The organism is Bradyrhizobium sp. th-b2 (assembly GCF_000426785.1).
Taxonomy (GTDB): Bacteria; Pseudomonadota; Alphaproteobacteria; order Rhizobiales; family Xanthobacteraceae; genus Bradyrhizobium; species Bradyrhizobium septentrionale.
Genome location: NZ_AUGA01000029.1, coordinates 92,443 through 107,088, shown reverse-complemented (window position 1 = coordinate 107,088; position 14,646 = coordinate 92,443). Strand labels below are relative to the sequence as shown.

The window sequence follows — 14,646 nt, the reverse complement described above, 5'->3', positions numbered from 1 at the left end:
TGACGCCTTGACAGCGAAGCCCAAGCGAACGCGCGATATCGCTATTTGCGATGATCCGTCAGATATCGACAAGATGATCTGCATACCCGGCGGGACATTCCGCATGGGATCGGACAAGCATTATCCAGAGGAGGCGCCGGCACATCGGGTGACTGTCGACGGCTTCTGGATGGATCGCCATCCCGTCACAAACAAACAGTTCAGAAAGTTCGTCAAGGCGACAGGTCACGTTACTGTGGCCGAGATTGCGCCCGACCCGAGAGACTATCCCGGGATCCTACCGCATATGGTCTATGCGGGCTCACTGATGTTCTTGCCGCCGGGACATCCGGTCAGCCTGCGCGACTTCAGCCAGTGGTGGACCTTCGCCAAGGGTGCTGACTGGCGCCATCCCTACGGACCGAATAGCAACATCCATGCGCTCGACCATCATCCCGTCGTGCACGTGGCCTTCAACGACGCACTTGCCTACGCGCAATGGGCTGGCAAGGAATTGCCGACCGAAGCGGAATGGGAGTTTGCGGCACGCGGCGGGCTCGACGACGCCGAGTATGCGTGGGGCGACGAATTCATGCCGCACGGCCATCAAATGGCCAACACCTGGCAGGGTGATTTTCCGCACCAAAACACCAATGCCGACGGTTTCGAACGTACCTCGCCGGTCACCGCATTCCCGTCGAACGGCTACGGCCTTTACGACATGATCGGCAACGTCTGGGAATGGACGGCCGACTGGTATTCCCCAAAGCATCAGGCAGATGCTCCGAAGGCTTGCTGCATTCCGGAGAACCCGCGCGGCGGGAGCGAGGCCGACAGCTACGACCCCAGAACCACCAATGTGAAGATTCCACGAAAGGTCATCAAAGGCGGCTCGCATTTGTGCGCGCCGAACTACTGCCGACGCTACCGGCCGGCAGCGCGCCATGCGGAGCCGGTCGATACTTCCACCAGTCACCTTGGCTTTCGATGCATCAGGCGAGGAGCCACTGACCCATCATAAGAAGGAAAGCGACGCCATGTTGGATTCTATATTCAATGACAAGCCGCCTTCTGCCGCAACGCCGCCAAGCAAGGCGTCCGGTTGTCTCAAGCGATCCTGCGCCGCCCTGTTAGGCGCATCGATGTTGATGCCACTGTCCGGACTGGTCAGCGCGCCGGCGGTAGCGCAGCAACCGCCACAGAAACCCAATATCCTATTCATCATGGGTGACGACATCGGCCTCTACCAGCCAAGCATCTACCATCGCGGCTTGATGGTCGGCGAGACGCCCAACATCGATCGCATCGGCAATGAAGGCGCGATCTTCACGCATTACTACGCAGAGCAGAGCTGCACCGCCGGCCGCAACGCCTTCTTCACCGGCATGCATCCATTGCGCACGGGTATGATTCCTCCGCAGCTTCCCGGCAGTCCGTCCTATCTGCGGCCCGGCACTCCGTCGCTCGCGAAATTCCTGCTCGATCTCGGCTACAACACCGGCGAGTTCGGCAAGAACCATCTCGGCGATCATACCGACGCGCTGCCGACCGCGCACGGCTTCCAGGAATTCTGGGGCTACCTGTATCACCTCGACGCGATGCAGGGCGTGAGCTTCCCGGACATCAACAAGACGCCAACCCAGCAGACGGTTGCCCCGCCATGCAAGAACACGCCGATCCCGGGTCTTGCGGAAGTACCGGGCGCAGTTGATCCGAAAACGTCGGCGGTTTGCCTGACGCCGCCGCGGCCCGTGCTGGCGTGCAAGTCCTCTGACGGTACCGCCAAAAACATGACATGCGAGGACCAGGGTCCGTTGACACTGGAGCGATCGAAGGGCGTCGATGAGGAAATCTCGGCCAAGGTCGTTGACTTTCTTGATCGCAACGACCCCAAGAAGACCAACAAGCCGTTCTTCGCCTGGTATAATCCGGCCCGCATGCACATCACGACCGTGCTAAATGACAAATACGCAGGCCTGATCGGCGAGGCAGGCGGCAAGGACTGGGGCCTCAACGAGGCCGGCATGAAGCAGTTGGATGACAACATCGGCGTTGTCATGAAGAAGCTCCAGGACATGGGCCAGCTCGACAACACGATCATCGTGTTCACGACCGATAACGGCGCCGAGACCATCACCTTTCCGGACGGCGGCACCACTCCGTTCAAGGGCGGCAAGCTGAGCACCTGGGAAGGTGGCATGCGCGCTCCGGCGCTCATTCGCTGGCCGGGGGTCATCAAGCCCGGCACCATCAAGAACGACATCTTCGCTTCGCTCGACTGGCTGCCCACGTTTGTCAATATCGCGGGCGGCGCAAAAGGAGACGCGCTGAAGAAACAGATCGAGGCCGGAAGTTATCCCGGCATCGTCAAGACGACGCTCGATGGCGTCGATCAGGTTGAATATCTTTCGGGGCGTTCGGAAAAGTCGGCGCGCGATACCTTCTTCTACTATTCGGGCAAGGACCCGTCAGCGGTCCGCTACAAGAACTGGAAGATCTACTTCACGATGGTGTCCGACAACCCGGCGGGCTTTATTGCCGGAGCGCTTCCTTATCACTGGGCCCAAGTCGTCAATATCAAGCGTGATCCGTTCGAGACCTCGATCGGTTCACAATACAAGACGCTCATGGGCCAGGGCGGCACAATCGGCTCCCCTTCGACCGCCTACGTCTATGACTGGAACATGCTGCCCATCGGCCAGGCGCTTTGGCTGAAGGAGCTTGAGAGCTATATTCCGTACCCGCCGCTACAGGACCCGGCGAGCTACAACCTCGAGCAGGTGCTGCAACAGGTCAAGCAGGCCAAAGTGGCTGGTCGCAGCGACTAGTCGCTCGATACTAAATTGGCGGGCGTCACTTTCGGCGCTCGCCAATCTACTGCGCTCAGAACCCAACTGCTCACGAAGCTGCATATCGGCAAGCGTGCGACGAACAGCAGCGATACACCAGCCTCGCACTTGCCCTCAATGTTGACCAGTGCGGGCCATCGAATCGGACCGACAATGAAACAGATCATGGAAACAGATCATGCGATTTGCACGCCTTGACCGTCGCGCGCTGCTCTCGTCTCTGACGATGCTTCCGTTTCTATCTGCCGCTCTGCGTTCCACGTCTGCCATGGCCCAAACGCAAACCGGTCCTCTGCCATCTTGGAATGAGGGGCCGACGAAAGCATCGATCGTCGATTTCGTCGAACGGGTCACAGAGAATGGTGGACCCTATTTCGTACCTTCCGATCAACGCATCGCGACCTTCGACAATGACGGGACCCTTTGGATCGAGCAGCCGATGTATGTGCAACTCGCATTTGCGTTGGATCGCGTGAAGGTTCTTGCGCCCATGCATCCGGAATGGAAGGACAAGCAGCCCTTCGCGGCAGTCCTGAACGGCGACTTGAAGGCGTTCGCAGCTTCCGGCGAAAAGGGCGTAGCCGAGCTGGTGGCGGTGACTCACGCCGGTATGACGACAGCGGAGTTTGAGAAGATCGTCACAGACTGGCTTGCGACCGCGCGTGATGATCGCTTCAAACGCCCCTACACCGAACTCGTTTATCAGCCCATGCTCGAATTGCTCGCTTACCTCCGCGCCAACGGCTTCAAGACCTTCATCGTGTCAGGTGGCGGCGTCGAGTTCATGCGGCCATGGACCGAGACGATTTATGGAGTGCCTCCTGAGCAGGTCGTCGGATCGTCAATCAAGACCCGCTATGAAATGCGCGACAGCACGCCGGTTCTATTTCGATTGCCGGAGGTCGATTTCATCGACGACAAGTCCGGCAAGCCAATCGGGATCAATAGCCACATTGGCCGGCGTCCGATTGCCGCCTTCGGCAACTCCGATGGCGACCTCGAAATGCTGCAATGGGCGACGCTCGGTACCAGCGGCGCGCGGTTCGGCCTGATTGTCCACCATACCGACGTGGAACGCGAATATGCCTACGACCGCCAGTCGCATTTCGGCAAGCTCGATGTCGCTCTCGATGCCGCAGCGCTGAACAGGTGGACCGTTGTGGACATGAAGAAGGACTGGAAAAGGATATTCCCGTTTGACTAGCGGCGGAATCGCGACGTTCGTGGCCGCGCGGATGCGGCGCACAGCCAACCCCAATGCCCGCCATCCGGCGATATTCCAGTCGGCGCATATGATCCCAGCCGATCCCGGTAGGATTTTTACGGCGGCTTATGGCCTGATCGCAGGGTGTATCGATCCGGTTGTTCTAAAAGGCCAAGCTTCAACATGATTGGCTCAAAGTCCAGCACGCGGGCCGCCTTTGCTTCCGCTTTCGGCGGCATGGCGGACTTGGCCGGGTTGCTGTTGGCTCGACTTGGTCGCGAATGACCCAAAGGCGACATTCAACGTCTGGAGTGATTTCCAGCTTCTGGCTGACCTTCGGATGCTAGCCGGGGAAGTCGCGGAACTCCTTGACGAGATTAAACGGAATTTTCCACCCGGCGCCTCCACCGCGCATCAGCATCTTGATGTCTTCCGCCCTGTTTTCTTTTCCGGTTTTCGGATCGGTCTCCAGCGTGTGGCCTTGGCTGTCCCAAGGTTTGCTCGCGCTTTTCGAGTAGTAGCCGAGAAAATGCCCGGCTTCATGGGCAGACGTGTTAGGCCCGCGTTGCGAGCTGATGAAGGCAATGTCCAGCGATCGAGCAAACGAGCCATTGGCGGAGCCGCCATTGGACCAGAGCTTATCGACGCAGAAAATGGTTAGATGGGCGCCCTGAACTTTGTGTTTGACGAACAAGCTCTTCAGCTTTTCGACCTCGATCACATCGGGAAAGGTCGCCAGGCTCGCATCCTTCATGCCAGTGGCGTTGGCGAGCTCCTGTTTGACGGCAGCCTGCGAGTCGTCGATGACCAGCCAGTCGCTTGGCACCCGCTCGAAGCGGATGTTGGCCTGCGGCCTCCATATATTGTTCATCGTCAGCAATTCATCTTGCTCGTTGCAGGGCTTCTTGGCGTGAAATGCCGGAGCGCCGCCACTCCCCGGAACCATGACATTGCGGAACGCCACCTTGATCTTGATTTCCGGCAGCACGGCGACATTGAGCTTGGCTTCGATCTTCCGGCCGGCCGGCCGGGCCACCACCTCCAGGCCGGGAAAGCCAATCGGCTTAATCCGGCCATTGATTTCGAAAAACCGTGCATCGCCATTGAAGGTGGCGGGAAGTGACGCCGCCCTGAGCTGCGGATCGATATCGGGTTTGGAGAAGGTGTCTCTGGCCTGCATTAGGCGTCTAAGGGTATCGGCGCCATCGATCTCCTTGATCCCGAGGGCATGGGCGTTAGGATCGACTTTGAGCTTTCTTCCGGGATCGATCAGCGCCACGATGTTGGAGCCGCCGAACGGCACCACCATGCCCGGCGGGCTGCGGCGCTCATCGATGCCGGAGCGGCGGAAAACCTCTTGAAAAGCGGCCACGTCTGGTTCTCCTCTCCTGGTTCGGTCCGTCAACGCGAAATTTTGCGCGCGGAAATGAGAGCCTCCTTCTGCGGCGGCGGGAACACAATCCGGCCGGCCCCCGCGGCGAGATGCAGAAAATTTCGGCTGCGAAGTTGGCCAGTCCCTCCACAACAATTGGGCACGGACGGCAGTAGGCGTAGCCTACTCCGTTTTCCGGAGAACGCGGAAGGCCAGTCAATGTCCGCTAATGGCCCATCGAGGTGCGACAAAACAACCCGACGGGCAACTCAGCAAAACCTGTCAATCCTCGCGCGCGAAAATATTTCGCTTTATCAGAAATGCAACTCAGTGTATAGATTTGCCCGTCTCACCCGATCGAGGGGCGCTTCGCGGTCGTCACGAACGAGGTGTGAGATGCGGTGGACGCCCGAACGTTGTGACTGACGGGCACACGTGAAGCGGACGGTGAAGTCGTGTGGTCCTGACGCCCTAGCGGCAGGTGTCTCGTCGCAACACGCGAAGGCGTTTTGCGAAGGCGGTGACAAGCAAGCCCAGTCTCGCCGGGGAGAGCACGAAATAAGCCGTAAGCCATCGCGCAGGGAAAGCCGGATTGCTCCGGTTACACCTGTGGTCCTACCCCCGTGCTTTCTACCTTTGCACGGGGCCCATGGGTGCGATCGGCACCCGGCTTTCCCTGCGCCCTCTGTTCGAGCGAGGGCGGTGAGCCAACCCACAACTCGGGCGAGTTCCGTCGCGAGGCCGCAATCTCTTGGTTATTCCGTCAGGCACGGATCAGGTTCCCATAAGGACCGATAATACATGGTTGCCCGGGAGCCACGATTGTTGCGTCATCGCAACAGTAGTGGGGCATTTAACCCTAAACACAGCCGGTCCGTAGTCGCGCCGCTTTTTAGCCACACCCCGACATGAAAGGATATTCACGTAGCTGAATTGCCAGCGCTCCGACGGCGGGACTTTTGATGGGTTCCGGCGTTGATGAAGCAAAGAGCGCCGGAAACAGGGTCGCGATTGGACGCCAGGATGGACGCCAAGACGAACATCAAGGGCAGGCTGCCGAGCCGTCACGTGACGGAGGGGCCCCAGCGCGCGCCGCATCGTTCCTATCTCTACGCGATGGGGCTGACGACAGCCCAGATTCATCAACCCTTTGTCGGCGTTGCTTCATGTTGGAATGAAGCTGCCCCCTGCAACATCTCGCTGATGCGCCAGGCGCAGGCGGTGAAGAAGGGCGTGGCCTCCGCCGGCGGCACGCCGCGCGAGTTCTGCACCATCACCGTCACCGACGGCATCGCGATGGGCCATGACGGCATGCGCTCGTCGCTGCCGTCGCGCGAATGCATCGCCGATTCGGTCGAACTGACCGTCCGCGGCCATTCCTATGACGCCCTGGTCGGGCTCGCCGGCTGTGACAAGTCGCTGCCGGGCATGATGATGGCGATGGTCCGGCTCAACGTGCCGTCGATCTTCATCTACGGCGGCTCGATCCTGCCCGGCAACTTCCGCGGGCAGCCGGTGACCGTGCAGGACATGTTCGAGGCGGTCGGCAAGCACTCGGTCGGCGCCATGTCGGACGAGGACCTCGACGAAATCGAGCGGGTGGCGTGCCCGTCGGCCGGCGCCTGCGGCGCCCAGTTCACCGCCAACACCATGGCGACCGTCTCCGAGGCGATTGGCCTCGCGTTGCCGTATTCGGCCGGGGCTCCGGCGCCCTACGAGATCCGCGACGCCTTCTGCTCCGCCGCCGGCGAGAAGGTGATGGAGCTGATCGAGAAAAACATCCGGCCCCGCGACATCGTCACCCGGGAAGCCCTTGAAAATGCTGCAGCTGTGGTTGCAGCCTCAGGTGGTTCGACCAATGCTGCACTGCACCTGCCGGCGATCGCGCATGAGTGCGGCATTAAATTCAATTTGTTCGACGTTGCCGAAATCTTCAAAAAGACTCCTTACGTCGCGGATTTGAAGCCGGGCGGCCGTTATGTTGCCAAAGACATGTTTGAAGTAGGTGGCATTCCGCTGCTGATGAAGACGCTGCTCGACAATGGCCACCTGCACGGGAATTGCCTGACCGTCACTGGCCGAACGATCGCCGAAAACCTCAAAAGCGTGAAATGGAATCCGCACCAGGACGTGGTGCGGCCCGCCGACAATCCGATCACCGTGACAGGTGGCGTTGTCGGGCTGAAGGGTAATCTCGCTCCGGAGGGTGCGATCGTGAAGGTCGCGGGAATGTCCAACCTGAGGTTCACCGGTCCGGCCCGGTGCTTCGACCGCGAGGAAGACGCCTTCGAAGCGGTGCAGAAGCGCACGTACAAGGAAGGCGAGGTTATCGTGATCCGCTACGAGGGGCCGAAGGGCGGTCCCGGCATGCGGGAGATGCTGGCGACCACGGCGGCGCTGACCGGGCAGGGGATGGGCGGCAAGATTGCCCTGATCACCGATGGCCGGTTCTCCGGCGCCACCCGTGGCTTTTGCATCGGACATATTGGACCCGAAGCGGCCGTCGGCGGGCCGATCGGGTTGTTGCAAGACGGTGACATCATCGAGATCGATGCGGTCGTCGGCACCCTTAACGTAAAATTGAGCGACGCCGAACTCGCAAATCGTAAGACCAAATGGGCCCCTCGCGCGACGAACCATACATCTGGTGCGCTGTGGAAGTACGCCGAGCAAGTGGGGCCGGCGGTGGATGGCGCAGTCACCCATCCGGGTGGCGCGTACGAGAAACAGTGTTATGCGGACGTTTAGGCGTACGATAGTTGCGTTGGCGTTAGGGGCCATTCCGGTGGCGGCCCCCGTATTTGGATTCGACGGCGCCCCGGTCAATCCCCAGGATACGGTCCTTCCGGTGGCGTCCCCACAGCCGGGGACGGCCGGAGCGCTGAAGCGGGCCACGACCCCAGTGACCCCGGCGGCGACCTCACCGACCTCGTCCTTCAGCACGCTGCAGTATCAGGCCGAGGGCGGCCACCCCGTGGCGCAGTGGAAGCTCGGCAAGATGTACGCCGAGGGCGACGGCGTCATCCAGGACGACATGCGCGCCTTCGAATATTTCAGCCGGATTGCCAACGCGCATGCCGAGGATTCGCCGTCGGCGCCGCAGGCCTCGATCGTGGCCAACGCCTTCGTCGCGCTCGGCCGCTACTATCTGAGCGGCATCCCCAATTCCAAGGTGAAGGCGGACACCGAGCGGGCGCGGGAGATGTTCTCCTATGCCGCGTCCTATTTCGGCAATGCCGACGCCCAGTATGACCTTGCCCGGCTGTATTTGAAGACGCCGGACGCCTCGCGGGATGACTTCCGCTATGGCGCGCGCTGGCTCGGGCTCGCTGCCCAGAAGGGCCAGCATCAGGCGCAGGCGCTGCTTGGCGCGATGCTGTTCAACGGCGACCGGCTGCCGCCGCAGCGGGCGCGCGGCCTGATGTGGCTGACCTTGGCGCGTGACAGCGCCACGCCGGACGAGGCCTGGATCAAGGAAAGCTACAACCGGGCGATCGCCAAGGCCTCCGAGGACGATCGCGCGATGGCGCTCCAGATGCTCGAGCATTGGGTGCAGGGTCGCCGGGATTGATGTCCCGGCAGGCCGTCGCTCAGGCGGTCTCGAAATCCAGATCGGCCCAGACCGGAACGTGGTCGGACGGCTTCTCCCAGGCGCGGACATAGCTGTCGATGCCGACATCGATCAGCCGGTCGCTGGCCTGCGGCGACATCAACAGGTGGTCGATGCGCAGGCCCCAGTTCTTCTGCCAGGCGCCGGCCTGGTAGTCCCAGAAGGTGTACTGGCCGGGCTCGTCATTGACCGCCCGCAGCGCATCGGTGAGGCCGAGGCCAAGCAGCGACTGGAAGGCCTTGCGGGTGGCCGGGCGGAACAGGGCGTCATCGGTCCAGGCGGTCGGGTTGTAGACATCGCGGGCGGCCGGAATGACGTTGAAGTCGCCGGCCAGGATCAGCGGCTCCTCGGTCTTAAGCCGCTCCCGCGTGTACTCAAGAAGCCGCGACATCCATTTGAGCTTGTAGGGATATTTGTCGGTATTCGCCGGATTGCCATTGGGCAGATAAAGACACGCGACCCGCACCACGCCCTGCTTCAGCGTGACGACGCCTTCGAGGAAGCGGGCATGGGCGTCCTCGTCGTCGCCGGCCAGCCCCGATTTGGTCTCGTCGAACGGCAGCTTGGAGAGCAGCGCGACGCCGTTGAAGGTCTTCTGGCCGTGGGTGACGACATTGTATCCGAGTGCCTCGACCTCGAGCCGGGGAAACGCGTCGTCGACGCATTTGATCTCCTGCAGGCAGACGATGTCGGGGGAGCACTCCTTCAGCCAGCTGACCAGAAGCTCGATCCGTTGCCGGACCGAGTTGACGTTCCAAGTAGCGATGCGCATGCAAATGACCGGGATTGAAGCCGCACGATTTTACTTAGGTGGCATACCATGGGCGGTCCGCCTGTGCTAACTCTCTCCGGAAACAAGGCGTAACAATTGCCGACGGGGGAGTGACGAAGCGTTCCGGCCTTCAAGGGTGGCCTGTGGCGCACGTGCAAAACAAATGAAAAAACGCAATTTGGTTCTGACTGTCGCCATTCTCGGCATTGCGGCCGGGGCGGCTTACATGACCCGCGCTTCATGGATGGCTGGCGGTGCCGCCACCGCGCAAGGGACCCCGCGGCCGCGTGTGGTGTCGGTGGATCTCGCCAAGGCGGAACGCAAATCGGTGCCGGTCGACGTCGACGCCATCGGGACCGTCACGCCGATCTCCAGCGTGGCGTTGAAGTCGCGGCTGGAGACCACCATCGTCTCGGTGCATTTCGAGGACGGCGCCAAGGTCAATGAGGGTGACCTGCTGTTCATGCTCGATGCGCGGCAGATCGACGCCCAAATCGAGCAGGCCGTGGGTGTGCTGGCCCGCGACCAGGCCCAACTCGAGGGCGCGCAGCGCGACCTCCGCCGCTACACCGAATTGGTCGGCAAGGGCGCGACCACCCAAGTCAATCTCGACAACGCCAAGACCCAGTCCGACGTGCTGATCGGCACCATCAAGGCCGACCAGTTCGCGCTGGAAAATCTCCGCGTCCAGAAAAGCTACACCGTCATCCGCGCACCATTCGCGGGGCGGATCAGCGCCGCCAACGTCAAGGTCGGTAACTTCGTTCGTCCCGCCGACACCCAGCCGCTCGCCGTCATCAACCAGATGGCGCCGGTCTATGTCACCTTCGCGATCCCGCAGCGCGCGCTGGTCGATCTGCGCGACGCGATGGGGAAGGGCGGTTCGAAGGTGATCGCGACCATTCCCGGCCACCAGCGTTCCGAGAGCGGCAAGGTCGCGATGGTCGAGAACGCCGTCGACGCGACCACCGGCATGGTCACCGTGCGTGGCATCATGAGCAACGAGAACGAAACGCTGTGGCCTGGCACCATCGTGCAGACCAAGCTGATCATCCGCAGCGAGGACGCGGTCGTGGTGCCGACGGTCGCGGTCCAGCGCAGCCAGAACGGTAATTTCGTCTTCGTCGTCAGGGATGGCGTCGCCAAGGTCCAGCCGGTCAAGGTCGATCGCACCTTCCAGGGCAGCTCGGTGATCTCTGAGGGATTGGCGGGCGATGAAAGCATCGTCGTCGACGGTCAGCTCTTGCTCTCGGAAGGATCGCGGGTCGAGCAGCTGGCGCGCAAGGCCGGAGCCTGACCGATGACGCTCTCCGAGCTCTGCATCCGCCGCCCGGTCATGACGACGCTGATCACGGCGTCGATCATCGCATTCGGCGTGTTCGGCTTCCGCCTGCTGCCGGTCTCGGCGCTGCCCAAGGTGGACTTCCCGACCATCGCGGTCACCGCGACCCTGCCGGGCGCCAGCGCCGATACCATGGCCGCTTCCGTTGCCGGCATCATCGAGCGCCAGCTCTCGACCGTTTCCGGCATCTCCTCGATGAACTCGAACTCCTCGCAGGGCACGAGCGTCATCACCATCCAGTTCGACCTCAACCGCAACATCGACGCCGCCGCGCTCGACGTGCAGACGGCATTGACCATCGCCCAGCGCCGGCTGCCGATCGAGATGACGATCCCGCCGAGCTTCCGGAAGGTGAACCCGGCGGATTTCCCGGTGCTGTTCGTCTCGCTGGGATCGGCAACGCTGCCGCTGTCGAGCGTCAATGAATACGGCGACATCACGATCGGGCAGGCGCTGTCGCAGCTGCCGGGCGTCGCCCAGGTCCTGATCTACGGCACGCAGAAATTTGCGATCCGCGTCCAGGCCGATCCGGAGGCCGCGGCCGCCCGCGGCGTCTCGATGGAGGATATCCGCGCCGCGGTGTCGCGCGCCAATTCCTCGACGCCGGTCGGCACACTGAACGGTCCCAAGCAGGATGTTGCGCTGCAGGCCTCCGGCCAGATGGACAAGGCGGCCGACTACCGCAAGATCTACGTGGCCTGGCGCAACGGCTCGCCGGTTCGGCTCGACGAGATCGCCAAGGTCTATGACAGCGTCGAGAACGACAAGATCGCGACCTGGATGAACGACGAGCGGGCAATCGTGCTCGCGATCCAGAAGCAGCCCGACGCCAACACCGTGGCGGTCGTCGATGCCGTGCTGGCCAAGCTGCCGGCGCTGCGCGCCGCGATCCCGCCCTCGGTGACCATGCAAGTCATGATGGACCGCTCGGTCTCGATCCGCCAAGCGGTCAGCGACGTCGAGGAGACCCTGCTGATCGCGGTCGCACTGGTGATCCTCGTGATCTTCCTGTTCCTGCGCTCGGCGTCGGCGACCTTCATTCCGGCGCTGGCGGTGCCGATCTCGCTGTTCGGCACGTGCGCGGTGATGTACGCGCTGGACTACTCCATCAACAACATGACGCTGTTGGCACTGACGCTCTCGGTCGGCTTCGTGGTCGACGACGCCATCGTCATGCTGGAGAACATCGTCCGCCATATCGAGCACGGCATGAAGCCGTTCGAGGCGGCGCTGAAGGGCGCCCGCGAGATCGGCTTCACGATCATCTCGATCACCTTCTCGCTGATCGCCGTGTTCATCCCGGTGCTGCTGATGGGCGGCATCGTCGGCCGCGTGTTTCGCGAATTCGCGGTCACGATCTCGGTCGCGATCATCGTCTCCGGCTTCGTGTCGCTGACCATGACGCCGATGCTGTGCGCCCGCGTGCTGCGCGCGCATGACGCGACCAAGCGGCCGAACGTCGTGCTGCGGGCGTTCGAGGCGATGTTCGAGGCCTGGCTGCGCGCCTATGAATGGGCGCTGGACTGGGTGCTGGCCAAGAAGGCCCTGATGCTGGTGGTGACGCTCGCGACGCTCGGCGGCACCATCTACCTCTACATGATCGTGCCGAAGGGCTTCTTCCCGCAGGAGGACACCGGCTTCCTGATCGGCGTGACGGAAGCGGCGACCGACACCTCGTTCGAGGCGATGAGGGTGCGGCAGCAGGCGCTGGTCGAGGTGCTCCGGACCGATCCGGCGATCGACTACATCAATTCCACGGTCGGCTCCGGCGGTCCCAACCCGACCACGAATTACGGCCGGCTGTTCATCGCGCTGAAGCCGCAGAAGACCCGCGACAACGCCGTTGTCGTGATCGGCCGTCTCAGGCAGAAGGCGCGCGAGATCCCGGGCATGCAGGCGTTCTTCCAGAGCGTCCAGAACCTCAGCATCGGCGGCCGCATCTCCAAGAGCCAGTATCAGTATGTGATGCAGAGTGGCGATACCGAGTCGCTCTACCGGCTGGCGCCCGAGATGCGGGACAAGATCGACAAGATTCCGGGCCTGCTCGACGTCACCACCGACCTCTACATCAAGAACCCGCAGATGACGGTCGATATCGACCGCGAGAAGGCCGCGGTCTACGGCGTCACCGTCGATCAGGTCCGCAACCAGCTCTACAACGCCTACGGCGCGCGGCAGGTCGGCACCATCTACATGCCTTCGAACGACTACCAGATCATCCTGGAGGTGCAGCCGCAGTTCCGTGTCGATCCGTCCGATCTCTCGAAACTCTACATGAAGACTGGCAACGGCCAGACCATCCCGCTGGATGCGGTGGCGAGGCTGGTGCCGACGGTCGGGCCGCTGCAGATCAACCACCAGGGCCAGCAGCCGGCCGTGACGATCTCGTTCAACCTCGCGCCGGGCACTTCGCTCGGCTACGCGGTCGACAAGATCACCGAGCTCGAGCAGACCGCGAACCTGCCGCCGACGATCGCGACCGGCTTCTCGGGCACCGCGCAGGTGTTCCAGGATTCGCTGCGCGGGCAGGGCGTCCTGATCCTCGCCGCGGTGTTCGCGGCCTTCGTGATCCTGGGCATTCTCTACGAGAGCTTCATTCATCCGATCACGATTATCTCGGGCCTGCCCTCGGCCGGCATCGGCGCGATCCTGACGCTGATGATGTTCGGCATGGAGCTGTCGGTGATCGCGATGATCGGCATCGTGATGCTGGTCGGCATCGTCAAGAAGAACGCGATCATGATGGTCGACTTCGCGCTGGAGCGCCGCCGCGTCGGCCTCAGCGCCGAGCACGCGATCCGCGAGGCGGCGCTGCTGCGCTTCCGCCCGATCATGATGACGACGTTCGCGGCAATCTTCGGCACGCTGCCGATCGCGCTCGGCGCGGGCGCCGGCGCAGAGCTGCGTCAGCCGCTCGGCGTCGCCGTGGTCGGCGGCCTCTGCGTGTCGCAGCTGCTGACGCTGTTCATCACGCCTGTCATCTACATCTATCTCGACCGCATCGACCGCAGGCTGCGGCGCAAGCTCGATCCGCAGGCGGAGGCGGGCGGCGACGTCGAGCGCCCGCAGGTGGTCGCGGCGGAATAGCCGCGCATCCCGGCGAGCCGGCTAGCGTCGTGGAAACGCGTCAGAGCGTCGGGTGATTAGATCGAGAAGCTGGTGCCGCAGCCGCAGGAGGCGGTGGCGTTCGGATTGACGACGCGGAACGAGGCGCCGATCAGGTCGTCGACGAAGTCGACTTCCGAGCCGGCGAGGAACGGGACCGAGGCGGGATCGATCAGCACCACGGCGCTATCGCGCTCGATCACGAGGTCGTCATCGGCCTGGGTGCGCTCGACGTCGAATTTGTACTGGAAACCGGAGCAGCCGCCGCCCTCGACCGAAATGCGCAGCTTGGCGCCTTCGCCTTCCTTGCTGAGGATCTGCCCGATCTTGCGGGCGGCCCGTTCGCTGACGGTGATGGCAACAGTCATGTCGGTCTCCGAAACCCTATTTGAGCATGGTCTGATCGGATCATG

10 protein-coding genes are annotated in these 14,646 nt (G+C 62.4%); 7 read left to right on the top strand and 3 right to left on the bottom strand.

The features are described from left to right. The first annotated feature begins 73 nt into the window (after positions 1-73). The 3 genes from K359_RS0130490 to K359_RS0130480 all read left to right on the top strand — a co-directional run bounded on the left by K359_RS0130490 (position 74) and on the right by K359_RS0130480 (position 4,032). Positions 74-1,000 carry a formylglycine-generating enzyme family protein gene (locus K359_RS0130490; protein ID WP_035977384.1) on the top strand — a complete coding sequence of 309 codons (927 nt, stop codon included), beginning with the start codon at positions 74-76 and terminating at the stop codon, positions 998-1,000. Between the two features lie 127 nt (positions 1,001-1,127). Further along, complete coding sequence (locus tag K359_RS0130485) at positions 1,128-2,807, top strand: arylsulfatase (protein WP_156928739.1); 1,680 nt, start codon at positions 1,128-1,130, stop codon at positions 2,805-2,807. A 247-nt stretch (positions 2,808-3,054) separates the two neighbouring features. After that, entirely contained in the window at positions 3,055-4,032 is a 978-nt protein-coding gene (locus K359_RS0130480; protein ID WP_051346500.1) for an HAD family phosphatase, read from the top strand. Between the two features lie 343 nt (positions 4,033-4,375). On the opposite strand, the gene K359_RS0130475 is transcribed toward K359_RS0130480, so the two are convergent. Next, entirely contained in the window at positions 4,376-5,404 is a 1,029-nt protein-coding gene (locus tag K359_RS0130475; RefSeq protein ID WP_029082704.1) for a hypothetical protein, read from the bottom strand. A gap of 1,023 nt (positions 5,405-6,427) precedes the next feature. Between K359_RS0130475 and ilvD the strand changes: the two genes are divergently transcribed. Continuing rightward, positions 6,428-8,152, top strand: a complete 1,725-nt coding sequence (gene ilvD / locus K359_RS0130470) for a dihydroxy-acid dehydratase (protein ID WP_029082703.1) — start codon at positions 6,428-6,430, stop codon at positions 8,150-8,152. Next, entirely contained in the window at positions 8,139-8,975 is an 837-nt protein-coding gene (locus tag K359_RS0130465; RefSeq protein WP_029082702.1) for a tetratricopeptide repeat protein, read from the top strand. Before ilvD ends, K359_RS0130465 begins: the two co-directional genes overlap by 14 nt. A gap of 19 nt (positions 8,976-8,994) precedes the next feature. On the opposite strand, the gene xth is transcribed toward K359_RS0130465, so the two are convergent. Then, positions 8,995-9,786 carry an exodeoxyribonuclease III gene (xth, locus tag K359_RS0130460; RefSeq protein ID WP_029082701.1) on the bottom strand — a complete coding sequence of 264 codons (792 nt, stop codon included), beginning with the start codon at positions 9,784-9,786 and terminating at the stop codon, positions 8,995-8,997. 163 nt (positions 9,787-9,949) lie between these two features. On the opposite strand from xth, the gene K359_RS0130455 reads away from it, so the two are divergent. Together K359_RS0130455 and K359_RS0130450 are read left to right on the top strand one after the other, a co-directional pair. Then, the gene (locus K359_RS0130455) at positions 9,950-11,083 is read left to right on the top strand and encodes an efflux RND transporter periplasmic adaptor subunit (RefSeq protein ID WP_029082700.1); all 1,134 of its coding nucleotides are present in this window, start codon (positions 9,950-9,952) and stop codon (positions 11,081-11,083) included. Between the two features lie 3 nt (positions 11,084-11,086). Then, positions 11,087-14,215, top strand: a complete 3,129-nt coding sequence (locus tag K359_RS0130450; RefSeq protein WP_029082699.1) for an efflux RND transporter permease subunit — start codon at positions 11,087-11,089, stop codon at positions 14,213-14,215. Positions 14,216-14,271: 56 nt separating this feature from the next. Here the strand turns inward: K359_RS0130450 and erpA are convergent, their stop codons facing one another. Then, positions 14,272-14,601, bottom strand: coding sequence for an iron-sulfur cluster insertion protein ErpA (gene erpA / locus K359_RS0130445; protein WP_029082698.1), 330 nt, complete (start codon positions 14,599-14,601; stop codon positions 14,272-14,274). Between the last annotated feature and the right edge of the window lie 45 nt (positions 14,602-14,646).